At 72.3% G+C, this 24,492-nt stretch carries 21 protein-coding genes; 11 read left to right on the top strand and 10 right to left on the bottom strand.

Features of this window, described 5'->3' with window-relative positions; translation table 11 throughout:
- The first annotated feature begins 48 nt into the window (after positions 1 to 48).
- A complete protein-coding gene (locus ABZK10_RS06270) occupies positions 49 to 2,619 on the top strand; it encodes a cation-translocating P-type ATPase (protein ID WP_353809619.1) in 2,571 nt (856 codons plus the stop codon).
- Positions 2,620 to 2,625: 6 nt separating this feature from the next.
- Here ABZK10_RS06270 and ABZK10_RS06265 read toward each other — a convergent pair whose 3' ends face one another.
- Positions 2,626 to 4,740, bottom strand: coding sequence for an amylo-alpha-1,6-glucosidase (locus tag ABZK10_RS06265; protein ID WP_353808323.1), 2,115 nt, complete (start codon positions 4,738 to 4,740; stop codon positions 2,626 to 2,628).
- A 107-nt stretch (positions 4,741 to 4,847) separates the two neighbouring features.
- Between ABZK10_RS06265 and ABZK10_RS06260 the strand changes: the two genes are divergently transcribed.
- The gene (locus ABZK10_RS06260) at positions 4,848 to 6,035 is read left to right on the top strand and encodes a glycosyltransferase family 4 protein (protein ID WP_353808322.1); all 1,188 of its coding nucleotides are present in this window, start codon (positions 4,848 to 4,850) and stop codon (positions 6,033 to 6,035) included.
- 107 nt (positions 6,036 to 6,142) lie between these two features.
- Here ABZK10_RS06260 and ABZK10_RS06255 read toward each other — a convergent pair whose 3' ends face one another.
- From ABZK10_RS06255 to ABZK10_RS06240, 4 genes are all read right to left on the bottom strand, one after another.
- Positions 6,143 to 6,880: a DUF1361 domain-containing protein gene (locus ABZK10_RS06255; RefSeq protein WP_353808321.1), complete on the bottom strand. Its 738-nt coding sequence runs from the start codon at positions 6,878 to 6,880 to the stop codon at positions 6,143 to 6,145.
- Between the two features lie 12 nt (positions 6,881 to 6,892).
- Complete coding sequence (locus ABZK10_RS06250; protein ID WP_353808320.1) at positions 6,893 to 7,156, bottom strand: DUF4190 domain-containing protein; 264 nt, start codon at positions 7,154 to 7,156, stop codon at positions 6,893 to 6,895.
- Between the two features lie 107 nt (positions 7,157 to 7,263).
- Entirely contained in the window at positions 7,264 to 8,802 is a 1,539-nt protein-coding gene (locus ABZK10_RS06245; RefSeq protein ID WP_353808319.1) for an MmgE/PrpD family protein, read from the bottom strand.
- A gap of 120 nt (positions 8,803 to 8,922) precedes the next feature.
- Positions 8,923 to 10,059: an enoyl-CoA hydratase/isomerase family protein gene (locus ABZK10_RS06240; RefSeq protein WP_353808318.1), complete on the bottom strand. Its 1,137-nt coding sequence runs from the start codon at positions 10,057 to 10,059 to the stop codon at positions 8,923 to 8,925.
- Between the two features lie 64 nt (positions 10,060 to 10,123).
- Between ABZK10_RS06240 and trhO the strand changes: the two genes are divergently transcribed.
- On the top strand, positions 10,124 to 11,029 hold the full coding sequence (gene trhO, locus ABZK10_RS06235) for an oxygen-dependent tRNA uridine(34) hydroxylase TrhO (protein WP_353808317.1): 906 nt from the start codon (positions 10,124 to 10,126) through the stop codon (positions 11,027 to 11,029).
- A complete protein-coding gene (locus tag ABZK10_RS06230) occupies positions 11,026 to 11,583 on the top strand; it encodes a GNAT family N-acetyltransferase (protein WP_353808316.1) in 558 nt (185 codons plus the stop codon). The genes trhO and ABZK10_RS06230 overlap by 4 nt, the downstream gene beginning before the upstream one ends.
- Before the next feature lie 18 nt (positions 11,584 to 11,601).
- Here ABZK10_RS06230 and ABZK10_RS06225 read toward each other — a convergent pair whose 3' ends face one another.
- A complete protein-coding gene (locus ABZK10_RS06225) occupies positions 11,602 to 12,135 on the bottom strand; it encodes a YbhB/YbcL family Raf kinase inhibitor-like protein (protein WP_353808315.1) in 534 nt (177 codons plus the stop codon).
- 250 nt (positions 12,136 to 12,385) lie between these two features.
- On the opposite strand from ABZK10_RS06225, the gene ABZK10_RS06220 reads away from it, so the two are divergent.
- The 5 genes from ABZK10_RS06220 (at position 12,386) to ABZK10_RS06200 (ending at position 19,130) form a co-directional block, all read left to right on the top strand.
- Positions 12,386 to 13,495: an ABC transporter substrate-binding protein gene (locus ABZK10_RS06220; protein ID WP_353808314.1), complete on the top strand. Its 1,110-nt coding sequence runs from the start codon at positions 12,386 to 12,388 to the stop codon at positions 13,493 to 13,495.
- A gap of 70 nt (positions 13,496 to 13,565) precedes the next feature.
- Positions 13,566 to 15,341, top strand: coding sequence for an ABC transporter permease (locus tag ABZK10_RS06215; RefSeq protein WP_353808313.1), 1,776 nt, complete (start codon positions 13,566 to 13,568; stop codon positions 15,339 to 15,341).
- 27 nt (positions 15,342 to 15,368) lie between these two features.
- Positions 15,369 to 16,517: an ABC transporter ATP-binding protein gene (locus tag ABZK10_RS06210; RefSeq protein ID WP_353808311.1), complete on the top strand. Its 1,149-nt coding sequence runs from the start codon at positions 15,369 to 15,371 to the stop codon at positions 16,515 to 16,517.
- Positions 16,517 to 18,475 carry an oxidoreductase gene (locus ABZK10_RS06205; RefSeq protein WP_353808310.1) on the top strand — a complete coding sequence of 653 codons (1,959 nt, stop codon included), beginning with the start codon at positions 16,517 to 16,519 and terminating at the stop codon, positions 18,473 to 18,475. The genes ABZK10_RS06210 and ABZK10_RS06205 overlap by 1 nt, the downstream gene beginning before the upstream one ends.
- A gap of 22 nt (positions 18,476 to 18,497) precedes the next feature.
- A complete protein-coding gene (locus tag ABZK10_RS06200; protein WP_353808309.1) occupies positions 18,498 to 19,130 on the top strand; it encodes an MBL fold metallo-hydrolase in 633 nt (210 codons plus the stop codon).
- An 8-nt stretch (positions 19,131 to 19,138) separates the two neighbouring features.
- Here ABZK10_RS06200 and ABZK10_RS06195 read toward each other — a convergent pair whose 3' ends face one another.
- The 4 genes from ABZK10_RS06195 to ABZK10_RS06180 form a co-directional block, all read right to left on the bottom strand.
- A complete protein-coding gene (locus ABZK10_RS06195; protein WP_353808308.1) occupies positions 19,139 to 19,660 on the bottom strand; it encodes a hypothetical protein in 522 nt (173 codons plus the stop codon).
- Complete coding sequence (locus ABZK10_RS06190) at positions 19,657 to 20,565, bottom strand: LssY C-terminal domain-containing protein (protein ID WP_353808307.1); 909 nt, start codon at positions 20,563 to 20,565, stop codon at positions 19,657 to 19,659. Before ABZK10_RS06190 ends, ABZK10_RS06195 begins: the two co-directional genes overlap by 4 nt.
- A gap of 78 nt (positions 20,566 to 20,643) precedes the next feature.
- Positions 20,644 to 20,811 (bottom strand): methionine/alanine import family NSS transporter small subunit, encoded by a 168-nt coding sequence (locus ABZK10_RS06185; RefSeq protein ID WP_353808306.1) that lies wholly within the window; start codon positions 20,809 to 20,811, stop codon positions 20,644 to 20,646.
- On the bottom strand, positions 20,808 to 22,424 hold the full coding sequence (locus ABZK10_RS06180; RefSeq protein WP_353808305.1) for a sodium-dependent transporter: 1,617 nt from the start codon (positions 22,422 to 22,424) through the stop codon (positions 20,808 to 20,810). Before ABZK10_RS06180 ends, ABZK10_RS06185 begins: the two co-directional genes overlap by 4 nt.
- A gap of 177 nt (positions 22,425 to 22,601) precedes the next feature.
- Between ABZK10_RS06180 and ABZK10_RS06175 the strand changes: the two genes are divergently transcribed.
- Together ABZK10_RS06175 and ABZK10_RS06170 are read left to right on the top strand one after the other, a co-directional pair.
- On the top strand, positions 22,602 to 23,648 hold the full coding sequence (locus tag ABZK10_RS06175; RefSeq protein WP_353808304.1) for an ABC transporter ATP-binding protein: 1,047 nt from the start codon (positions 22,602 to 22,604) through the stop codon (positions 23,646 to 23,648).
- Positions 23,645 to 24,478 (top strand): ABC transporter permease, encoded by an 834-nt coding sequence (locus ABZK10_RS06170; protein ID WP_353808303.1) that lies wholly within the window; start codon positions 23,645 to 23,647, stop codon positions 24,476 to 24,478. Before ABZK10_RS06175 ends, ABZK10_RS06170 begins: the two co-directional genes overlap by 4 nt.
- Positions 24,479 to 24,492: the final 14 nt, after the last annotated feature.

The following is a 24,492-nucleotide window of genomic DNA, read 5'->3' as shown; positions in this document are numbered from 1 at the left end:
TCGGACGGGGCGCTGCGAGCCGTGCGGGCGCAGCATGGTCTCGTGACGATGCCCGCGTCGGGCCTGAGCACCCGGGAGGCGACCGCCCGCCGCGACGCGGTCGGGCCGAACCTCGTCGTCCGGAAGCGCCGCAGGCCGGCCTGGCGGATGCTCGTCGGCGAGCTGACCCACCTGCTCGCGCTGCTGCTCTGGGCGGCAGCGGGCCTCGCCCTGCTCGCCGGCACCCCGGCGCTCGCGGTCGCGATCGTCGCGATCGTGCTGCTCAACGCCGCCTTCGCGTTCTTCCAGGAGTACCGCGCCGACCGCTCGGCCCAACGCCTCGGCGAACTCCTGCCGTCGTCGGCGCGCGTCGTGCGCGACGGCGAGGCGATCGACGTGCCCGCGGCCGACCTCGTGCCCGGCGACCTCCTGCTGCTCGCCGCGGGCGACCGCGTCGGGGCCGACGTCACGGTGCTCGCGAGCGACGCCCTCACGCTCGACGAGTCGCTCCTGACCGGCGAGAGCGTGACCGTGCCGCACGAGGCGGGCGACCTCCTGCTGGCCGGGACGTTCGTCGTGGAGGGCGAGGCGCGCGGCACCGTGGCCGCGACGGGCGCGCGTACCGCGCTCGCGGGCATCGACCGGCTCGCCGCCGGCGCGACCCGTCCGCCGAGCCCGCTCACGATCGAGCTGCGGCGGGTGGTGCGCGTCGTCGCCCTGATCGCGGCCGGCGCGGGCATCGGCCTCGGCGCGGTGATGCTGGCGCTCGGCCTCGACCTCACGGACGCGTTCATCTTCGCGATCGGCGTCGCGGTCGCCCTGGTGCCGGAGGGCCTGCTGCCGACGGTCACCCTCTCACTCGCGCGCGGCGCCGAGCAGATGGCGAAGCGGCACGCGCTCGTGCGCCGCCTCGACGCGGTCGAGACGCTCGGCGCGACGACGTTCATCTGCGCCGACAAGACCGGCACGATCACGCAGAACCGCATGAACGTCGTCGCCGTCGTCACCGCAGCGGGACGCGTCACCGTGCACGGGTCCGGGTACGAGCCCGACGCCGAGTTCCGCGGAGCGGATGCCGCGGTGGCGGTCGTGCCCGACATCGCACGCGCGGCGCTGCGCTGCGTCACGGGTCGGGTCGTCGAACGCGCGGAGGGCTGGACGGCGACCGGCGACCCGATGGAGGCGGCGTTCCACTGCCTCGCGCTGCGCGCCGGTCTCGCCGCGGAGCCCGAGGGGCAGCGCCTGCCGTACACGGCCGACCGCATGCTCAGTTCATCACTCGACGGCGGACGCGTGTCGGTGCTCGGTGCGCCGGAGGCGGTGTTCGCGCGCTGCCGCGAGGTGCCCGAGCGCATCACGGACGCCGTGCACGAGCTGACCGGAACCGGGCGGCGCGTACTCGCGGTCGCGAGCCGCGCCTGGAGCGGCGCCCCCGCGCCGTCGATGGAGCACGACCTCGACCTGGTCGGCGTGCTCGCCCTCGAGGACCCGCCGCGCGACGGGGTGGGCGAGGCGCTGCGGAGCTGTCGCACCGCGGGGATCCGCATCGCGATGATCACCGGCGACCATCCGCGCACCGGCGCGGCCATCGCGCGCGAGATCGGCCTCCTCGGCCCCGACGGCGTCGTGCTCGACGCACCCGGGCTCCCCGGGACCGACGCCGAGCTCGCCGACGCGGTCGACCACGCCGACGGCGTGGTGGTCGCCCGCGCCACCCCGGCCGACAAGCTGCGCATCGCGCGTGCACTGCGCGGCCACGGCCACGTCGTCGCGATGACGGGCGACGGGGTCAACGACGCCCCGGCGCTGCGCGAGGCCGACGTCGGCGTCGCGATGGGCGCGAGCGGCAGCGACGTCGCCCGCGAGGCGGCGGACCTCGTGCTGCTCGACGACCACTTCGCGACGATCGTCGCCGCGGTCGAGCTCGGCCGGGCGACGTTCGCCAACGTGCGCCGGTTCCTCACCTACCACCTCACCGACAACGTCGCCGAACTCGCGCCGTTCGTGCTCTGGGCGCTCACCGGCGGGCAGGTGCCGCTCGCGATCGGCGTGCTGCAGGTGCTGGCGCTCGACATCGGCAGCGACATGCTGCCCGCACTCGCGCTCGGCGCCGAGCCGCCGCGCGACAACGTGATGCACGGGCGCCGGCGCCGACGCATCGTCGACCCGGCACTGCTCGGCCGGGCGTTCGGCGTGCTCGGGCCGACGGAGGCCGTGATCGCGCTCGGCGCGTTCCTCGCGGTGCTCCTGGCCGGCGGGTGGTCGTGGGGGCAGACGCCGTCGGCCGCGCTGCTGGCGACGGCGTCGGGCACGACCTTCGCCGCGATCGCCCTGGGCCAGATCGCGAACGCGTTCGCCTGCCGCAGCGCGTCGCGGCCGGTCTGGCGGCTCGATCCGCGCGGCAACCCGTTCATCGTCGGGGCGGTCGGCATCCAGGCCGCGCTGCTCGTGGCGTTCCTCGCGATCCCGCTGCTGTCCGAACTGCTCGGCGGTGCGTGGCCGCACCCGGCGGGCTGGCTGCTCGCCGCGGCGGCGATCCCCGCCGTGGTGCTGGCCGACGCGGCGGCGAAGGCCGTGCGCCGCCGCTCCTCCCACCCGTCGGCTCCCCTCGTCGCGGCCGCGTCGCCGCAACGCCGCTGACGCTGATCACGCGGTCGGCGACGACGTCGGCCCGCCCGGCGCAGCCGATCCCACCGCCGCGAGCGTCGCCGCCTTCTCGCGGATCACCGCGATGCCGCCCCGGTCCGCCGTGAGCAGGAACTGTCGCCGATCGAAGGGGAGGTTGTTGATGCGGACGGCGCCGAGCCGCGCCGCGGCGGGCTTGACCACCAGTTCGCGTCGCTCCTTCGACGGACGCAGACCCAACGCGATGCGCAGGATCTCGATGGGCGTCGCCGACGCCCACGCCTGGGGCGAGCACGAGGCGGGATACGGCACCGGCTCCGCCTTCTCGCCACGATCGAACCCGCAGAAGAGCTCCGGGAGCCGGCCGTCGAATGCCGCGGATGCGTCGATGAGGCCATCGACGACGGCACGCGCCCGCTCGTCGAACCCGTAGGTGGCGATCCCGGCGGCGGCGAGCACCGTATCGTGCGGCCACACCGATCCGTTGTGGTAGCTCACCGGGTTGTAGCGCACGTTGCCCGTGCCGAGCGTCCGGATGCCGAACCCCGAGAACAGCTCGGGCGAGAGGAGCCGGTCGACCACCGGCTCGGCCACGCCCTCGTCGACGATCCCGGTCCACAGGCACTGGCCGGCGTTCGACGCGATCGCATCGACCTGCCGCTTCCGCCCGTCGAGGGCGAGTGCGTAGAACTGCTCCTCGGGCATCCAGAACCGCTCGTGGAACCGCCGCTTGAGCGCGCGCGCACGGCGACGCCACTGCGCGGCATCCGCGGCGTGGCCGAGGCGCGCGTCGATCTCCGCCTTCGCCTCGAACGCGGCGTAGCAGTAGCCCTGCACCTCGGCGAGCGCGATCGGCCCCTGCGCGAACTCGCCGTCACGGCCCGCGATCGCATCCTGGCTGTCCTTCCAGCCCTGGTTGAGCAGTCCGCGGTCGGAGGAGCGCTCGTACTCGACGAGCCCGTCGCCGTCGCGATCGCCGTACTCGACGATCCAGCGCACGGCAGCGTCGACCGCCGGCAGCAGCGGCTCGATCTCGGGCAGCGGCACGCCCCAGCGCAGCGCTTCCCCCACCAGCATCACGAACAGGGGGGTCGCGTCGATCGAACCGTAGTAGGCGCTCTCGCCCCCGGGCGCGAGCGCGAGGTTGATGCCGAGGCGCACCTCGTGCAGGATGCGACCCGGCTGTTCCTCCGTGCGCGCGTCGACCCGCCGGCCCTGCAGTCGTGCCAGCGTGCGCAGCGTTCCCATCGCGAGGTCCGGCGCGAACGGCAGGGTCATCCAGGCGGTCAGCAGCGAGTCCCTGCCGAACAGCGCCATGAACCAGGGTGCGCCCGCGGCGACGACCGAGTCGTCCGGATGCTCTGCGTCCACGATCCGCAGCGCGCCGAGGTCCTCCTCGCTGCGCTCGAGCGCGTGCGCGAGCGACGGGTCGGCCACGGTGATGTTCGGCACCGAATCGCGCCAGCTCCGCATGCGCCGGGCGGGTTCCGCGTGGTTCAGCGCGGCACCGATCGGGAAGGACTGCGCCGACTCCGTGCCGCCGGTCACCCCGGCGACCTCGATGGAGGTCGACCACTCGCCACGCGGCGGCACCACGGCGGCGATCGTGAGCATCCGCTCGGCCACCCGCGCGTCGGATGCCGTGATCCGCACGCCGCGGTGCATCCCGAGCTCGTCGACGTCGAAGGCGAGCCGCCCCCCGTCAGTGCTGTGCGAGACCGTGCGACGGCGTCGGGGACGGTTCTCCTTCACCTCGAACACGTCGGCGAAGTCGGCGTCGACCATGAGCTGCAAGTCGATCGCCGCCGCCTCCGACGCGAAGTTGCGCACCCGGATGTCCTCGCGCAGGCCGTTGCCGACCAGCCGATGACGTTCGACGATGAGCGTCGGCTCGACCTGGCCGGGGCGGGTCGCCGCGCGCCCGGTGAAGCGCACCTCGTACGGGTCCGCGGAGACGGCGGCGAGGCCGTGCACGCGCGACCCGTCGACGAGCAGCTCCCACCTCGACAGCAGCCTCGTGTCGCGGACGAAGAGACCTTCGACCCTGTTCGGCCGCACGTCTCCGTTGAAACTGCTCAGGCAGAAGGACGAACCTTCGACGACGGTCACCGACGAACCGGGTACGGCGGAAGCCATCGAGCACCTCCTCGATCGACCAGTGCAGGATACGTCGGCGGTCGCGGCGGGGACGGGTCGGAGGGCCCGCGGCGGACGGACGCCGCGGGCGACGGAAGGAGCGAGTCGTGAGCACGACGCTCGAACCCGCGCGACTCGATCGCGAACAGGTCCCGCCGCCGGCGGCGGGCGGCACCGCACCCGTCGACGGCGACGCCCGACGCCGCTCGCCGCTGCGCATCGCCATGATCGCGCCACCCTGGTTCGAGGTGCCCCCGGTCGGCTACGGGGGCACCGAGGCCGTGGTGGCCTCACTCGTCGACGGGCTCGTCGCGCTCGGCCATCGCGTCGTGCTGATCGCTTCGGGCCCGTCGCGCACCCGTGCCGACTCGTACCACGGGGTGTTCGCCCGGCCGCCGAGTGCCGAGCTCGGCTCACCGCTGCCCGAGGTGATCCTCGCCGCCGATGCGGGCCGCGAGCTGGAGCACCTCGACGTCGACCTGGTGCACGACCACTCGCTCGCCGGACCCCTGCTGGCTCGTGGCAGGCGGACGCCGACACTCGCCACGATGCACGGCACCTTGGAGGGCCCGACCGGCGACTACTTCGAACTGCTGGCCGGCACGATCGGCCTGGTCGCGATCTCCGATGCGCAACGGGCCCAGCGACCGGCACTGCCGTGGGCGGGCGTCGTCCACAACGCCATCGACGTGTCGACGTTCCCGTTCCGGGCAGACAAGGACGACTACCTGCTGTGGCTCGGACGGTACGGGCCGGAGAAGGCACCGCACCTCGCCATCGATGCGGCCCGGGCGGCGGGCCGGCGGATCGTCCTGGCCGGCAAGCTCCGGGAACCGTCGGAACGGCGGTACTTCGAGGAGGTCATCTCGCCGCGGCTGGGTGGCGACACCGATCTGATCGGCGAGGTCGACGGCGCCCAGAAGCGGGCGCTGCTGGCCGGGGCTGCGGCACTGCTCTTCCCGATCCAGTGGTCCGAGCCGTTCGGGCTCGTCATGGTGGAGGCCATGGCGACGGGCACCCCGGTCGTCGCACTCCGGCGTGGGAGCGTGCCGGAGGTGATCGACCACGGGCGCACCGGGTTCGTGCTCGACCGCATCGAGGAGTTCCCGGACGCGATCGACGCAGCAATGCGCCTCGATCCCGCTGACGCGCGACGCCATGTGGAACGCAACTTCGACCTGCCCGTGATGGCCCGTGGGTACGAGCACCTCTACCGCCGGGTGCTCGCCGAGAGCGGGCCTCGAAGCACGACGGACGCCGCGTTGCTCCACCGCCACGCCCCGGCGAAGGCGTGATGGGAGCGCGTCGTGAACGCTCCGGCCGCGCCGCGGACGGCCCCCGCGACGGTGCCAGATCTCCGACTTGCGTCGGTCGGACACCGCCCGTACGTCTGGGGAACCGATCAGCCACTTCCGAACGCGACGTACGCGGCGAGATAGACGGGTGCGTACACGAGTGCGAGCAGGGTCGAATGGGACACGACGAACGCGGCCGCCTCGGTCCAGCGGCCGGGTGACGCGAAGTGCACGCGCCCCTTGTCGAGCATGGAACCCGGGTGACGCACGTCCCAGCTGTTGAAGCGGAGATATCGCCCGAGGTAGACGCCGACGGCGCCGAGCACGATCACCGCCGCGGCGAACCACCAACTGGCCGGGGGCGGCACCGATGGGGAGCCGGGCGGGTCGATCACGATCACGGTGAAGGCGGTCTGCACGAGTGCGAGGCTGAAGACGGCGTTCGCGATTCCGGACAGGGTCAGAGTCAGGGTGTGCACGATGTCGTACCACAGCGGCACCGGGTCGTTCGAGGAGCGATGGCTGAAGTTCAGCTCGGTGATCAGGTAGACCGAGTTCGGGAAGAGCAGCACCCACAGCGCGGTCGTCACGACGAGGTAGACCCACTCGAGCAGTGGCGCAGCGCCGGCCGCGACCGGCGGGAGCGCCACGAGCAGTGGCACGAGCAGCAGCAGCAGCGAGACCGCCAGGAGCGCGACCGCGACGGGCAGGATCGACAACCCGATGTTCAGGATCATCGGCCGGTAGAGCGGGACCTTGTAGACCCGGGCGCGCAACACGATGAGCAGCAGCGCGTACCCGTTCAGGAGCGCGAGCGAGATCGCGCCGACGATCACGGCGAGCACGTCGCCGGCGGTTCAGCTCTGGGTGTTCGCGACGTAGAGGCCGCCGGAGACGATGACGAGGACGAGGATCGCCAGCCCGATCAGCAGGCCGATCCAGCCGAGGATCACCGCGGCGAGAGCAAGGCCGTGGCCCCGCTCGCCGGTTCGCTTGATCTGCGAGAGGGCGATGTAGCCGAACACGAGGCCGAGGATCCCGGTGAACCAGACGGTGATGAACGCGACGATCGCCCAGACATTCCAGCGGTCGGTCGCGGGAGCGGTGGAAGGAGTTGTCATGCTCGGAGGCTACCCCGAACGTCAGTCGACGGCGGGAGCGGCGGCCGGGCGAGTCCCACCCGCCACCGCAGGCTCCGGAGAAGCGACCACCCCGGCTCGGGCGCGTCCTAGAAGAGGCCCTCCGGGTTCTCGACCGTCGTGAGCAGGCCGGGCGCCGCCGTGAAGGTCAGGCCGCCGAGCTCGTCGGGGCCGAGCTCGGGCAGGCGCGCCGCCACGTCGAGGAAGCGGTCGATCTCGGGCGCCTCGAGCGAGCGCTCGGCGAGGGTGCGGAACTTCTGCACGTACTGCTCGCGCGCGAACGGGCGGGCGCCGAGCGGGTGCGCGTCGGCGACCGCGATCTCGTCGGTGATCTCGCCGCCGTCGGCGAGGCGGATGACCACGCGGCCGCCGAACGCCTTCTCGGAGATGTCGAGCGAGTGGTAGCGGCGGGTCCACTCCGGGTCCTCGACCGTGGTGACCTTGCGCCAGAGCTCGACCGTGTCGGGGCGGGCGGCGCGCTCGGGCGCATACGAGTCGACGTGGTGCCAGCTGCCGTCCTGCAGCGCGACCGTGAAGATGTACGGGATCGAGTGGTCGAGCGTCTCGCGTGACGCGGTCGGGTCGTACTTCTGCGGGTCGTTCGCGCCCGAGCCGATCACGTAGTGCGTGTGGTGGCTGGTCTCCAGCACGATCGACTCGACCCGGGCGGGGTCGTCGAGCAGCAGCGGGTACTCGTCGTGCAGCTTGCGGGCGAGGTCGATCCACGCCTGCGCCTGGTACTCGGCCGAGTGCTCCTTGGTGTACGAGTCGAGGATCGCGCGCTTGGGCTCGCCGAGCTCGGGCAGCGGCACCTCGTACGAGGCGTCCGGCCCGTCGAGGAGCCAGGCGATGACGCCGTCCTCACCCTCCCAGATCGGCACCGGGCTGGTCTGGCCCCGCATCGCGCGGTCGACGGCCTCGATCGCCATCTTCCCGGCGAACGCCGGCGCGTGCGCCTTCCAGGTCGAGATCTCGCCCTTGCGCGACTGCCGCGTCGCGGTGGTCGTGTGCAGCGCCTGGCCGATGGCCTGGAAGATCGTCTCCTGGTCGAGGCCGAGCAGGGTGCCGATGCCTGCGGCCGCCGACGGGCCGAGGTGGGCGACGTGGTCGATCTTGTGCGCGTGCAGCGAGATCGCCTTCACCAGGTCGATCTGCACCTCGTAGGCCGTGGCGATGGCCCGCACGACGTCACGGCCGGTGATGCCGCGGTGCGCGGCGAGGTGCTGGGCGACCGCGAGGATCGGCGGGATGTTGTCGCCCGGGTGCGAGTAGTCGGCGGCGAGGAACGTGTCGTGGAAGTCGAGCTCGCGCACGGCGACGCCGTTCGCCCAGGCCGCCCACTCGGGCGAGGTGCGGCGGGCCGCGTCGACGCCGAACACGGTCGCGCCGTCGCCGCCGATGGAGACGGGGTGCGCGAGCGCCTGGCTGCGCGCCGAGACGACGGGGGCGCGCGTGAGCGACGCGGCGGCGACCGCCGCGTTGTCGATGACGCGGTTGACGACCATGTCGACGACATCGGATTCGACCTCGACGGGGTCGATCGCGAGGCCCGCGAACTGCCAGGCGAGCTGGCCCTCGCGGGTCAGGTGCTCGTCGCTTCGATGGGTGCGCAGGTGGTGGATCTTCACGTGCTCCACCGTACCCGCGGCACCCACGACTGGCCCGGAGGCGCCGCCATCGGCGTACCGGCGGCCGGTCGGTCAGTCGGCCAGTCGGCCAGTCGGCCAGTCGGCCAGTCGGCCAGTCGGTCAGTCGTCCCAGAGCGGGAAGGGCAGTGGCTGCGCGAAGGCCTGCGCGACCACGTCCTCGTCGAGCTCGTCCAGCCCGGCCGGGCTCCAGCGGGGCGACCGGTCCTTGTCGACGACCTGGGCGCGGATGCCCTCCGCGAGGTCGGGGTGGTCGAGGAACCAGGAGACCAGGCGCAGGTCCTGCTCGAGCACGGGTCGCAGTGCGTTCAGCGCCCGCGCCGAACGCACGGCGTGCAGCGTCACGGCGAGCGCCGTCGGCGCACGCTCGAGGAGCGCCTCGGCGGTGGCCGCCGCCTCCGCGCGCGAGGAGGCATCGAGCGGCACCACCGGGAACTCGGGCGCCCCCGCGCCGGTGCGGGCCGGGCGCCGGCCGTCGGCGAGCTCGCGCAGTCGCTCGATGATGCCGGGCACGTCGTCGGCGGCGAAGGCGTCGTCGATCCAGTGCCGCTTCGCCTGCAGCGGCGACGGCTCTGGCGTCTCGTCGAAGAGCATCACGATCTCGCTGGGGGTGCCCGGGTCGGCGCGCTCCTCGAGCGCCTGGGCCAGCGCGGGCAGGGAGGCGCTCGGCACGAGGAAGTCGGCGAAGCCGGCATCGATGGCCGCGGCATCCGACATCGACTCGGAGGTGAGCGCGAGGTACTCGCCGAGCCGCCCGGGCGCACGGCCGAGCAGCAGCGCGCCGCCGACGTCGGGCGTGAAGCCGATGCGCGTCTCCGGCATCGCCAGGCGCGAGCGCTCGGTCACGATGCGGATCGACGCGTGCCCGCCGATGCCGATGCCGCCGCCCATGGCGATGCCGTCGAGGATCGAGACGACGGGCTTCGGGTACTCGGCGATCATGGCGTCGAGCCGGTACTCGTGCCAGAAGAACGCGCGCACGTCGTCGCGGCGGTCGGCGGTGATCCCTGCGTACATCTCGCGGATGTCGCCGCCCGCGCAGAACCCGCGCTCCCCCGCCCCGTCGAGCAGCACGATCGACACCTCGGTGTCGTCGCGCCACGCCTCGAAGATCTCGGTCAGCCGCAGGAGCATCCGGTGGTTCAGCGCATTCAGCGCCTCGGGCCGGTCGAGCGTCACGTGCCCGAGCCCGTCGGCGACGTGGATGCGGACGTGGTCGGCGTGCGTGGCGAGGGTCACGGATGCCACGCTAGCGCGCACCCCTGCTCGGCACTCGCCCAGCCACGGCCGGTAGCATCGCCCGGTGCCCGTCGCCAAGATCCTCCTCTTCTACCGGTTCGCGCCGGTCGCCGACCCCGAGGCCGTGCGCCTCTGGCAGCGCGACCTGTGCGAGTCGCTCGGCCTGCGCGGGCGCATCCTCGTCTCGGAGCACGGCATCAACGGCACCCTCGGCGGCGAGATGGACGCGCTGAAGCGCTGGCGCCGGAAGTTCCGCGACTACGCGCCGTTCCGCGACGCCGACCTCAAGTGGAGCGACGGCACGGGCCTCGACGCCGACGGCCGGAGCCTCGACTTCCCCAAGCTCAGCGTGAAGGTGCGCGACGAGATCGTGAGCTTCGGCGCCCCCGGCGAGCTGCAGGTCGACGACGGCGGCGTCATCGGCGGCGGCACGCGCCTCGACCCGGAGGCGCTGCACGCGCTGGTCGCGGAACGCGGCGACGAGGTCGCGTTCTTCGACGGCCGCAACGCGTTCGAGGCCGAGGTCGGGCGATTCCGCGGCGCCGTCGTGCCCGCCGCCGACACGACCCGCGACTTCGTCGACCTGCTCGACTCGGGCGCCTACGACCACCTGAAGGGCCGGCCCGTCGTGACCTACTGCACCGGCGGCATCCGCTGCGAGGTGCTCTCGAGCCTCATGACCGCGCGCGGGTTCGGCGAGGTGTACCAGCTCGACGGCGGCATCGTCCGCTACGGCGAGCGCTACGGCGACGACGGCCTCTGGGAGGGCGCGCTCCACGTCTTCGACGGGCGCGGCCAGGTCTCGTTCAGCGACCGCGCCGCCGTGCTCGGCCGCTGCGCCGGCTGCGGTGCCCCGAGCAGCCGGGTCGGCAACTGCACGGATGCCTCCTGCCGGGCGCGCCTCGTCGCCTGCGAGTCGTGCGACGCGGTGTCGTGCGCCGCGCACGCCGTGGCGGAGGTCGCCCGATGACCGGCGTGCTGGCCGACGCACGGGTGACCGCGCCCCGCGAGGGTCTCACGGTGCGTGAGGCGCAGCCGGGGGAGCTGCCCGTGCTCGGCCGCATCCTCGTCGCGGCGTACTCGAGCCTCGACGGGTTCGCATCGCCCGAGGAGTCGCCGGAGTACTACGCGATGCTCGCGAACGTCGGCGCGTACGCCGGCCGCCCGGGCGTGACGGTGCTCGTCGCCGTCGACGCGGACGAGCACGTGCGGGGCGGCGTGGTCTGGTTCGCCCACCTCGCCGAGTACGGGGTGCGGGCCGGCTGGCCCGACCTCGACGGCGCCGGGGGCATCCGGTTCCTCGGCGTCTCGCCCGACGCGCAGGGCCTCGGGCTCGGCCGCATGCTGATCGAGGCGTGCGTCGCGCGCGCACGCGCCGCGGGGCTCGCGCAGGTGGTGCTGCACTCGACCGAGCCGATGCGCGCCGCGCGTGCCATGTACGAGCGGGTCGGCTTCGTCGCATCCGCCGACCTCGACTTCACGCCCGGCACCCTGCACGTGTACGGGTACCGTCTCGCGCTGTAGGCCGATTCCGGCCCGCGCTCAGTCGGCGATGACCGTGCCGACGAGCACGCCGCGCGCGATGCCGTGGAAGTACGCCTGGAAGGCCAGCGCGCTCGGCGTCTCGTCGGCCTTCGTGTGCAGGCGCTCCTGGTCGAGCGCGGTGACGAGGAACATGTAGCGGTGCAGGCCCGTGCCGTCGGGCGGGTTCGGCCCTGCGTAGGCGGGCTCGCGGTCCTCGTTGCAGACCATGAACGCCCCGTCGGGGAGCCCGGCACCGCCGTACGCGCCGGCATCGGCCGGCAGCTCGGTCGTCATGCCGAGCCCGTTCACGGCCCAGTGCCACCAGCCCGCGCCGGTCGGCGCGTCGGGGTCGAGGCAGGTCACGACGAACCCGCGGGTCTCGGGCGGGAAGCCCGACCATGCGAGGTGGGGCGACACGTCGTCGCCGCCGCATCCGGCCGCCTGGTTCCGCAGCGGGATCTCGCCGCCGGGCGCGATGTCATCGCTGCGCACGTCGAACGACGGCAGCGGGGCGAAGCCCTGGAGGGCGGCGTACGGGTCGTAGTCGAGCATCGTGGACTCCTCTGCGAGTCGGGCGCGTTCATCGACCAGCCTAGGTCGGTCGCGCGCGGGCGCAACCGCCCGGACCGGGGTGCGGACACGCCGTCGGCACCCAAATCAGCAACAATATTGCCCGCGTCTATTGTCAGTTGCAACAATCTCTGCTTTCATTCAGCGCATCGAGGGCGTGCGCCGATGCCCGCCCGACACAGACAGAGAGGTCTGGAGTTTGATGAGCAGTCACGTCTTCCCGCCACACAGCATGCGGCGACTCTCCCTCATCGGAGCGGTCGGGCTCGCCGCGCTCGTACTCGCCGGATGCACCAGTGCCGACGACACCACCGACGACGCGTCCGGGGGCGACGGCAGCGCCGTCGCCACGGTCGAGGAGTTCAACGCGATGTCGGGCGATGCGCGCCACGACGCACTCGTCGCCGCCGCGCAGGAGGAGGGGGCCGTCGTCTTCTACTCCACCGCCCCGGGCTGGCAGCCCGTGCTCGATGCGTTCAGCGACACCTACGACATCGAGGTCGAGGTGTTCAACGGTCGGTCCGAGACGATCCTCCAGCGCGTCGTGCAGGAGTACCAGGCGGGCCTCCACGCCGTCGACGTCTTCGAGGACGAGGCGTCCCAGCTCCTCGCGAAGGAGGACGGCATGACGACGACCTACGTCAACGACGAGCTCACGTCGCAGATCCCGGGGTACGACGACTCGCTCGGCTTCGTGCCGTTCCGCCTGTCCGTGCCGACCTTCGCCTGGAACACGGACCTGGTCGACGACGACGACATCCCCGAGACCATCACGGACCTCGCCGACCCCAAGTGGGACGGGCTGCTGACCATGGACGCGGGTGCATGGCCGTGGTACGCGGGCATGCACGACTACCTGTCGGAGGAGGAGGGCTGGAGCGACGACGAGATCGAGGAGTTCTTCACGACGCTCGTCGACTACTCGTCCCCGCAGGGTTCGTCCATCACCATGACCGAGCTGATCGTCGCCGGCGAGTACGACGCGGGCACCTCGGTGCTCTCGCAGGTCGTGGACCGCACGACCGCCCGGGACGCCCCCATCACCTGGACCACGGAGGACGGCCGCTACATGAAGCCCCTCATCGTGCAGCCGGAAGGCGGCGTGCTCATGGCGAACGCCCCGCACCCGGCCGCGGCGGTGCTCCTGATCGACTTCATCCTCAGCGAGGGCGCCCAGGTGCTCCTCGACGGCGGCACCTTCGTCCCGACCGCGGTGCAGCTGCCGGGCGGCCCGCTCGAGCACGTCGCCGAGGAGGACCTCCGCCTGATCAACCCCGAGTACATCACCACCCAGTACGAGGAGTGGGCGGACGAGTACGACGCGCTGATCCGCCAGCAGTAATCGCCGATCCAGGCGCCATGAGGGGATGTCCGCCCGCGTGCGGGCATCCCCTCCCGTCGAAAGGTTCTCCATGACCCAGCTCGGTCAGCGTCCGCAACAGCCCACCGCTCCCCCGACCGCGACCGCGGGCCCGTCGGGCGGGACGCCCGCCGTGCGCGAGCGACGGATCCTCGGCGGCGGCAACGCCGTGCGGAACATCGTCATCTTCCTCGCGCTGCTCGTGATCGGGTACCTGGTGCTCACGCCCATCGCGTACCTGCTCGGCGCCACCTTCTTCGGGGACGGCTCGTTCTCGCTCGACTCGTTCGCGCGGGCGTACGGCACCACCGGCCTGGACGACATGGTGCTGAACTCGATCGTCTTCACCGTCGCCTCCACGGCGCTCGCCATGGTCCTCGGCACCGCGCTCGCGCACGTGACGGTCCGCACCAACGTGCCGTTCAAGTCGCTCATCGTCGCGTCGTCGCTGGTGCCCCTGATCGTCCCCGGCCTGCTCTACACGATCTCGTGGGTCATGCTCGCGAGCCCGTCGATCGGCCTGCTCAACCAGCCGACGCAGCAGCTGTGGGGCGTGCCGCTGATCGACATCTTCTCCATGGGCGGCATGATCTGGGTCGAGGGCACCCACAGCGCGCCGATGGTGTACCTCTTCATGTACGTGGCGTTCCGCGCGATGGATCCCTCGCTCGAGGAGTCCGCGCTCGTCAGCGGCGCCAGTCGCACGCGGATGTTCTTCACCGTGACGCTGCCGCTGATCCGGCCCGCCCTGGCGGGCGCGGCACTGCTGGTCGCGGTCAAGATCCTCGGGTCCTTCGAGGTGCCCACGCTGCTCGGCGTCCCCAGCGGCATCTTCGTCTTCGTCTCGCGCATCTACTACGTGATGCAGGACTTCCCGTACGACACCGCCGCCGCCGGCGCGCTCTCGGTGGGCCTGATCCTGTTCGCCCTGCTCGGCACCTGGCTGCTGGCGAAGTTCCGCGGCGACAGCAAGGAGTTCGCCACGGTCACCGGCAAGGGGTTCCGGCCCAACGTGATCGACCTCGGGCGGTTCCGGCCGGTCGTCGCCGCGGGCGTCGCCGTCTACCTGTTCGCGACCGTGGCGCTGCCGCTGCTCATCCTGGCGTTCAATTCGCTGCTGCCGTTCTACCGGCGGTTCAGCCTGGACGCGTTGGGCGACTTCACGCTCGACAACTACGTGGACCTCCTGCAGAACCCGATCTTCCTGCAGTCCGTGGGCAACTCGGTGCTCCTCGCGGTCGGCACCGCGACGCTGGTGATGGTGCTCGTGGCCATCGCCGCGTGGGTCGTGCTGCGCTCGCGGGTGCGCGGCCGCAGCCTCGTGGACCACCTGACCTTCCTGCCCATGGTGGTGCCGGGCCTCGTCATCGGCATCGCGGTGAGCTTCGTGTACCTGCGGAATCCGCTGCCGTTCGCGGTCTACGGCACGCTGTTGATCCTCCTGATCGCCTACGCCACGAACTTCATGCCCTACGGCATGCGCTACGCCGTCTCCTCGCTCGAGCAGGTGTCGGTCGAGCTGGAGGAGTCCGCCCAGGTGTCCGGAGCCACCTGGTGGCAGACCGCACGGCACGTGCTGATCCCGCTCGTCTTCCCCGGCCTGATGGCCGGCTGGATCTACCTGCTCATCATCTCGGTCCGGGAGCTCGGGTCCTCGATCCTGCTCTACAGCCCGGGCAACGAGGTGATCGCGGTGCTCATCTTCCAGCTCTACGAAGAGGGCGAGCTCGTGACCATCTCCGCCCTCGGCATCGTGCTCGTCGCGGTGCTCACCATCATCGTCGGCGTCGTCTACCGCTTCGGCAGTCGCGTCGGCATCCGACTCTGAGCCGCCGATCGCGGGAGAGGACGCAGCATGCTCACCATCGAGAACCTGACCAAGACCTTCACCACGGCGAGCGATCGGCGTGACGACCGGGGGCGGAGGATCAAGGCGAACACCGTCGTCGCCGCGATCGACGACGTCTCGCTCACCATCGAGGAGGGCGAGCTGTTCACCCTGCTCGGCCCCTCGGGCTGCGGCAAGACCACGACGCTGCGCTCGGTCGCCGGGCTCGAACGGCCGGATGCCGGTGAGATCCGCGTCGGAGGCCGCGTGCTGTTCGCCAAGGGCGAGGGGCACGCGCAGGAGGTGCCCGTCAACCGGCGCGGCCTCGGCATGGTCTTCCAGTCGTACGCGATCTGGCCGCACATGTCGGTGTTCGACAACACGGCCTTCCCCCTCAAGGTCGGGCGACGCGCGGCGCGACCGTCCCGGGCGCAGATCGAGGAACGCGTCATGCGCGTGCTCGCGCTCATGGAGCTCGACCACCTCGCTGGCCGCACCGCCACGAAGCTGTCGGGCGGGCAGCAGCAGCGTCTCGCCCTCGCGCGGGCGCTCGTGATCGAGCCGAAGCTCCTCCTGCTGGACGAGCCGCTGTCGAACCTCGACGCCAGGCTGCGCGAGAACCTCCGCTTCGAGCTCAAGCGACTGCAGCGCGAGCTCGGCATCACGAGCGTCTACGTCACGCACGACCAGGTGGAGGCGCTCGCGCTGTCGTCGCGCATCGCCGTGATGTCGGGCGGCCGCGTGCAGCAGGTGGGGACGCCCCGGGAGATCTACACGCGGCCCGAGTCGAAGTTCGTCGCGGAGTTCATCGGCAACTCGAACTTCCTCGACGGCACGGTGACGACCTCGACGGCGACGGGCGTCACGCTCGACACCCCGATCGGCCCGCTCGACGTCGAGGCCGAGGCGCGACTCGACCTCGGCGCCGAGGTCCTCATCGGCATCCGGCCCGAATCCATCCACCTGCACGAGCGCGGCGGGGCGGCCGGGCCGAACACGGCCCACGGCACGGTGGCCGCACGCAGCTACCTCGGCGAGGCGGTCGACCACATCGTCGACGTGGCGGGGCGCGAGTTGCGGGCCCGGGTGAACCCGTCGATCTCGTTCGCCCAGGGCACTCCCGTGACGGTGCAGGTGCCGGCGGACGCGATCTCGATCGTCCCGAAGGAGGCGTGATGGGCGCCGACGTCGACGTGCTGTTCACTCCCCTGACCCTCGGCGCCAGGACCGCGCGCAACCGCCTGACCCGTGCCGCGACCACGACCAACCTCAGCAGTGCGAACGCGGTCACCGATCGCCTCGTCGCGCACTACGTCCGGCTGGCGATCGGCGGCGTCGGCGCGATCGTGACGGAGGCGCTGCGCGTGCACCCGTCGACGCTGCACGGGCCGTTCGGCATCGCCGCCTACGACCCGGCATCGATCCCGGGACTGACGCAATGGGCCGACGGCGTGCACGCCGAGGGCGCACTGCTGATCGGCCAGGTGAACCACAGCGGTCGCCAGCACACCGCGAGCAGCGTGCCACCCCGTCTCGTCGGCCCCTCGGCGATCGCGTGCCCGCGCAGCGGCGGCGTGCCCCACCCGCTCCGTCGCGACGAGGTGCACGCCCTCGCGGACGGCTACGCGAGGTCCGGGCTGAACCTCGCGCGCGCGGGATTCGACGGCGTCGAGCTCAACGGCGCGCAGGGCCATCTCCTGCAGCAGTTCCTGTCCCCGTTCTCGAACCGCCGTGACGACGAGTTCGGCGGCAGCCCGGAACGACGGGCCGAACTCGCGCGGCGGATCCTCGACGCCATCCGCTCCGGGGCCCCGGACGACTTCGTGGTCGGCTACCGGCTCGGCGTCGACGAGTTCAGCGACGGCGGGCTGACGACCGAGCTGACGACCAGCTTCGCGCGGATGCTCGTGGACGAGGGCCTCGTCGACTACGTCTCGTTCTCCCAGGGCAACTTCAACTCGATCGACGCCCACCTGCCCGACCGCCACTTCCCGCACACGCCGTTCGCCGACGTGCAGGCCGCCGTCGGGAGGGAGCTCGCCGACACCACGCGCATCGCCTGCACCGGCGTCGTGGACCCCTCGGACGCGGTCGCGATCCTCGACGCCGGGTGGGCCGACGGCATCGCGCTCGGGCGCGCCCTCACGGTCGACCCGGACTGGCCGCGGAAGGCCGAGCAGGGCGGAGTCGGCGCGCTCGGCGCGATCCGACCGTGCATCCAGTGCAACTACTGCTGGTCGGGGCTCCACGAGGGCCTGAGCACCCTCGCCTGCGTCCAGAACGCCGCGGTCGGGCGCGAGCTCGAGCTGACGCGGGTCCCGATGCCCGAGGTGCGACGACGGGTCGTCGTCGTCGGTGCCGGTCCGGCCGGGCTGGAGTTCGCACGCGTCGCCGCCGGACGCGGCCACGACGTCGTCGTGCTGGAGGCCGCGGACGCGCCCGGCGGGAAGGCCCGACCGGGCGTCGGCGACATCGGCGGCCACGACGGCTACGCCCGGGCCGCGGAGTGGCTCGACGCCGACGTCCGTCGGCTCGGGGTCGACCTCCGCACCGGCACCCCGGCGGACGTCGACCTCGTGCTCGGGCTCGCACCCGACCGGGTGGTCATCGCGACCGGCGCCACACCCGAACTGCCCGCCGTGCGCACCGACGACAGCGTCGCGCTGCACGCGGACGTCGCCTCGGTTCCGGAGTCGCTGGCAGGCGAACGCGTCCTCGTCTTCGATGAGGACGGCCACTACTGGGCGGCCCAGGCCGCGGAGGAACTGGCCCGGCGCGGTGCGCAGGTGGTGCTGGCGACCCGGTTCTTCGAGCCGTTCCGCGAGCTGCCGATCGTCTCGCGCATCGCGTCGCTGCGGCGCCTCGACGAGCACGAGGCCGAGATCGTCCCGGTGCACGAGCTCGTCGAGTTCGCCGGGGGCGACGCCGTGCTGCGCCACTACGACTCCGGACGCATCCGTCGTATCGAGGGGGTCTCGCGGGCGCTCTGGATCGGCCCGCAGTCACCCAACGACGCGATGGTCGAGCAGTTGCGCTCGGCCGGCGTCGACGTCGACGTGATCGGCGACGCGCAGGCGCCTCGCCGCATCCGGAACGCCATCCGCGAGGGATTCGACCTCGCCCACCGGCTCTGAGCCCGCACGGAAGGACACCGACATGCGCATCGACACCTACGGCCACGCCTGCCTGCTCGTGGAGGACGGGGGGACTCGCGTCCTCCTCGACCCCGGCATCTACTCGAACGGCTTCGAGGGCCTCCGCGACCTCGACGCCGTGGTCCTGACCCACAGCCACCCCGACCATGCGGACGTGGACCGGCTGCCGGCACTGCTCGCCGCGAATCCCGACGCGCAGGTGCTGAGCGACGCGACCACCGCGGCACAGCTCACCGAGCGCGCCATCGCGCGGCCGACGGTGCTCCGGCCCGGCGACACGGCCGACGTCGGCATGGCGATCGCGGCGGTCGGCGGCCTCCACGTGCCGATCCACCCGGACCTCGGCGAGCTCGACAACATCGGCGTGCTGCTCGGCGGCCGCCTGCTGCATCCCGGCGACTCGCTCGTCGTCCCGGACGACCGGGTCGAGATCCTCGCGGTGCCGATCGGCGGGCCATGGCTCAAGCTCTCCGAGGCGATCGACTACGTGCGCGAGGTGCACCCGAGCGTCGCGATCCCCATCCACGGCGCCGGCCTCACCCGCCCGGAGATGCACGTCGGGCACCTGAAGCGACTCGGCCAGGACGACATCGACTGGCGCGTGCCGGTGCCGGGCGAGTCGATCGAGGTCTGAGCCGCGGGTCATCCGGCGACGGTGCCACGCCCGCGGCGGGCGTAGTCGCGGGCCGCACGGCTCGAGAGGGCGAGCAGCACGAGGATGTCGAGCGCGAGGGTGACGAGCGTCGTCTCGAAGGTGATGTCGTTGCCGCCGGCGAAGTACTCGACCCCGGAGGAGAGCACGCTGAGCGTGGCGATCGACATGACGAGGATGCGCGCCCAGTTCGCGCCGCGGTAGACGAACCAGGCGACGGCGAACTGGGCGAGGAGGAACAGCGAGCCGACACCGACGATGGCGACCAGCACCCACCCGGCCACGGCCGGGTCGTCGACCTGGACGAGCTCGGCGTCCGCGACGAGGCCCTCCCAGACGAGCGCGAGCGCACCGAGCCAGGCGAACCCCGCGATCACGCGCAGGCCGACGAGCACCGCGCCCATGGTCGTCGCCAGCGGGCGCTTCATCGGTCGCGGCCCCTCGAGCGGGCGCGCGAGGTCGAGGCCCGACTCGAACGCGGCGCGCTTGCCGGGTTCGTGCGCGGCCGTCACGAGACGCCGTCCGGCAGTTCGGTGACCGGCACCGACCGGTCGACCTCGTCGGCGGGCAGCGGCTCGCCGTCGCGCAGCAGGCGGCGCACGTCGATGACCGGCAGGTCGCCGTCGGTATGGATCGAGTCGCCGCCGCCGTTGCGCGAGTGGTAGCCGGTGGCGAAGTCGCGGATGACGGTGACCCGCACCGCGGGGTCGGCCGCCGTGAGCGTCGACACGATGTGGTCGCGCTCGATGTCGGTGTCGGCGTCGATCTTGTGCGTGACCTGCAGCGTGAACAGCGAGAAGCCGACCGCCCGGTCGAACGTGCCCGCGGCCAGCCAGTCGACGCGGTAGCCGCCGGGCAGCAGCCACCCGTCGGGGCAGCGCCAGAACCGCACGTGATGGCGCTTGGCCGGGTTGCCCTCGACCTCCTGCTGGTACGCGACGTCCTGCATGCGCCCGAACAGGAACAACGGGCTCACCGGCGCCTCGTCGTAGGAGCGGCGCGTGAGCGTCGAGGTGATGATGCGCCAGGTGGAGCGCGCCGTGATGTCGTCGGCCCGGGTCCAGCGCGCAGCCGCCATCGCCGCGTGCAGCTGGTCCTCGCCGCCGAGGAGCGCGAGGTTCACGGGGTCGCCGAGCAGTCCGTCGCTCGTGCGGGCCCGCCCGATGAAGTAGTCGGGCACGTAGATCGTCGTGAGGATGCGGTGCAGCCGCGGCAGCACGAGGTACGCGAGCACGACCCAGAAGACGACCGCGAACGCGAGCCCCCACCAGCCCCAGTGGAGCGACTCGTCGAGCAGCAGCCACGCCAGCCACACCGCCGCCAGCCCTGCGAACACGAAGAAGAACCCGTCGAGCAGCGCGTTGATCGAGAAGCGCTTCGCCGGGAGCGCCCCCTCGTCGTCGGTCGGCCCCGCCATGGGCTCACCCTACCGAGCGGATGCCCCCACGGCACCGCTCCCGATCAGGTGTCGTGCCCGATCAGGTGTCGCGCCCGATCAGGTGTCGTGCTCGATCGGCGCCTCGTCCTCGCGGTGGTCGTCCTCGCCGCCGGGCGGGTACGCGTGCGCCTCCGGTCGGTGCCGGAGGTACACGATGCTCGCCGTGAGCCCGCCCCAGACGACCAGGAGCGCGATCACCAGGAACGCGATGGCCACGCCGCTCATGAGCGGCCTCCTTCCGTCGGCGGCTGCACCGGATCGGCGACGCCCGCCCGAGGCATCCGCTCACCCGCCCCCGGCACGGGGTACGGCGGCCACACGCGGAACCGATCGGGGTCGAAGCCCCAGCGCACCACGGTCAGCACGACCGCGCCCAGCAGGATCACCGCGATGGTGCCCCAGCCGAAGACGACCAGGTACCAGCTCGGCAGGTCGCCGTAGCCGTCGACGATGAGCGTCACGATGCGCGAGACGAGCATGTAGCCGAGCACGGCGGGGGCGAGCACGCCGACCAGCACGATCCAGAGCCCGCCCAGCTTGAAGGTCGACACCGCGTTCAGGTGGTACCGCAGCTCCGGCCCCTTGCGCAGCACCCAGATGACGAGCACCGTCGTCAGCACGGCGGATGCCACGATGCCGACGTTGTTCGCCCACTGGTCGGCCACGTCGAGGGCGAGCAGCCCGGTCGTCGTGGAGAAGAGCAGCACCGACAGCACGGCCGAGACGGCCCCGACCCGCACGGCGGCCTGGCGCGGGTTCAGGCCGAACTTCTCCTGGAAGCCCGCCGACACGACCTGCAGCACCGACAGCAGCGAGGTGAACCCGGCCATCGTGAGCGACCCGAAGAAGAGGACGCCGAAGATCGGCCCGCCGGGCATCTGCGACACGATCGCCGGGAACGTGATGAACGACAGCCCGACGCCCGTGAGCCCCTCGAGCTCGTCGACCGCGACCCCCTGCTGGAAGGCGAAGAAGCCGAGCGTCGCGAACACCCCGATGCCCGCGAGGATCTCGAACGACGAGTTCGAGAACGCCACGACGAGCCCCGGCGTCGTGAGGTTGGAGCGGCGGGCGCGATACGACGCGTAGGTGATCATGATGCCGAACGCGATCGACAGGGAGAAGAAGATCTGGCTGTACGCGGCGATCCACACGTTCGGGTCGGCGAGCGCCGACCACTCGGGCGTGAAGAACGCGTTCAGCCCGTCGGCCGCCCCGTCGAGGAAGAGGGCGCGCACCACGAGCACGAGGAAGGCGACGACGAGCAGCGGCAGGAAGATGACGTTCGCGCGCTGCACGCCCTTCGCGACGCCCGCGCCGAGCACGACGAGCGCGAGCAGCCAGACGATCACGAGCGGGATCAGCACCGCGGGCACGAACTCGAGGCTGAAGCCCGGATCGCTGACCTGCAGGTAGTCGCCCACGAAGAACGCGGCCGGGTCGTCGCCCCAGCGCAGGTCGAACGAGAAGACGAAGTAGCTGAGCGCCCACGCGATGACAGCCGTGTAGTAGAGGCCGATCACGAAGGCGATCATGACCTGGAACCAGCCGAGGCCCTCCAGCCACCGGCCGCCCAGCCGGCGGAACGCCGTGGGCGCGGCGCCGCGGAACCGGTGCCCGACCGCGTAGTCGAGGAAGAGGATGGGGATGCCCGCGGTGATGAGCGCCACGAGGTACGGCACGAGGAACGCGCCGCCGCCGTTCTCGTACGCCACGCCCGGGAAGCGCCAGATGTTGCCGAGCCCGACGGCCGAGCCGATCGCGGCGAGGATGAACCCGACCTGTCCGGTCCACTGCTCGCGCGGGCGGCTCGCCCCCTGCTGCGCCTGCGTCGTCATGCGTCCCCCTCCGGAGCCGACGGATGCCTCGCCGCCGCAGCGTCGCGGCGACACACTCGGCACGCTAGCACCGCGCGCGACGTGGGCGCGAGGGTGCGGCCACGCACGCCGCACGGGCGCGGCACCCCGCGCCGGGGCATCCGCTCGCTAGTCTGATCCCGACGAGAGGGGCGTCAGATGCCGACCGGTGTGCCGATCGAGATCGACGGGCTGTCCAAGCACTTCGGCGGGGTGACCGCCGTCGAGGACCTGAGCTTCACCGTGCAGCCCGGCCGGGTGACCGGCTTCCTCGGCCCGAACGGCGCCGGCAAGACCACGACGCTGCGCGTGCTGCTCGGCCTCGTGCGCCCGTCGCAGGGCACCGCCACGTTCGGGGGGAAGCGCTACCGCGAGCTGGAGCACCCGCTCGCGACCGTGGGCGCGGCGCTGGAGGCCGCGAGCTTCCACCCCGGCCGCACGGCGCGGCGCCACCTCGGCATCACGGCGGTCGCGGCCGGCATCCCGCGCACGCGCGTCGCGGAGGTGCTCGACCTGGTCGGCATGACGCCGTACGCCGACCGGCGCGTCGGCGGCTTCTCGATGGGCATGCGGCAGCGGCTCGGCCTGGCCAACACGCTGCTCGGCGACCCAGGGGTGCTCGTGCTCGACGAGCCGATCAACGGGCTCGACCCCGAGGGCATCCGCTGGATCCGCGGGTTCCTGCAGCAGCTCGCCGCCGAGGGCCGCACGGTGCTGGTCAGCTCGCACCTGCTGAGCGAGGTGCAGCAGAGCGTCGACCGCGTGGTGATCATCGCGAAGGGACGACTCGTGCACGAGGGCACGCTCGCCGAGCTCGAGACCGACTCGCTGCCGCGCGTCGTCGTCGACTCGCCCGACCGGGACGCGCTGGCCGCGGCGATCGAGGCGGAGGGGCTCGCCTACACGATCGGGCGCCAGGGCCTCATCGTCGACGCCCCCGACCCGGCGCGCATCGGCCACCTCGCGTTCGTCGCCGGCGTCGAGCTGCATGCACTGTCGCGGCAGAAGTCGGCGCTGGAGGACTCGTTCCTGCACCTCGTCGGCGAGGCGGGCGACGAGGCGCGGGCGGCGGATGCCCCGGAGGCGGCGGATGCCCCGGAGGCGAGCGGCTCCGCGGATGCCGAGGAAGCTCCGGACGACGCCGCGGCGGCGCATCCGTCACCGCCCGACGAGCCCGACCCGTCGACCGGGACGGAGGCCCGATGATGCGCGTGTTCCCCGCCATCGGCGCCGAGTTCGCCAAGCTCTTCACCACCCGCATGTGGTGGGTGCTCGCGCTCATCCTCGTGCTCTACATCGGCCTGCTCGCCGGCGGCATGGCGGCGTTCTTCGGCTGGTCGATCGCCAACCCCGATGCGTCAGGCGCCGGCGGTGCGACCGCCATTCCGGCCGAGGCAGACCTCGCCGGGCTCGTCTACAGCTTCGCCTCGTCGGTCGGCTACGTCTTCCCGGTGCTGCTCGGCGCGCTGGCGGTCACGAGCGAGTTCCGCCACCAGACGCTCACGCCCACCTTCCTCGCCAACCCGCACCGCGCGATCGTGCTGTGGGCCAAGTTCGCGGCGCTGTTCGCGGTGGGCGGCGTCGTCTTCGGCGTGCTCGCGTGGGCGGCATCGGTCGGACCCGCCGCCGGCGCCCTCGCGCTGTGGGACCTCGACCCCGGCCTCGACGATCCCGAGACCTGGGCGATGGTGGCTCGCGGCGTCCTCGCCATGGCCCTCTGGGCCGCCGTCGGCGTCGGCCTCGGCGCGCTCGTGCCCAACCAGGTGGCGGCGATCGTGATCGTGATCGCGTTCACCCAGTTCGTCGAGCCCGTGCTGCGGCTCGTCGCGACGCTCAACGACGTGACCGCCGAGATCGGCAAGTACCTGCCCGGTGCGGCGAGCGACGCGCTGGTCGGGGCGTCCTTCTACTCCATGGCCGCGATGGGGTCGGGCGAGATCCTCGAGTGGTGGCAGGGCGGGCTCGTGCTCGCCGGCATCGCCGTGGCGACCACGCTCGTCGGGTACTTCACGAGCTGGCGCCGCGACGTCACCTGACGCGGGCGCCGAGC

The organism is Agromyces sp. SYSU T00194, assembly GCF_040496035.1.
Classification (GTDB): Bacteria; Actinomycetota; Actinomycetes; order Actinomycetales; family Microbacteriaceae; genus Agromyces; species Agromyces chitinivorans.
The sequence above is the reverse complement of the archived record's forward strand: the minus strand, read 5'-3'. Positions and strand labels throughout refer to the sequence as shown.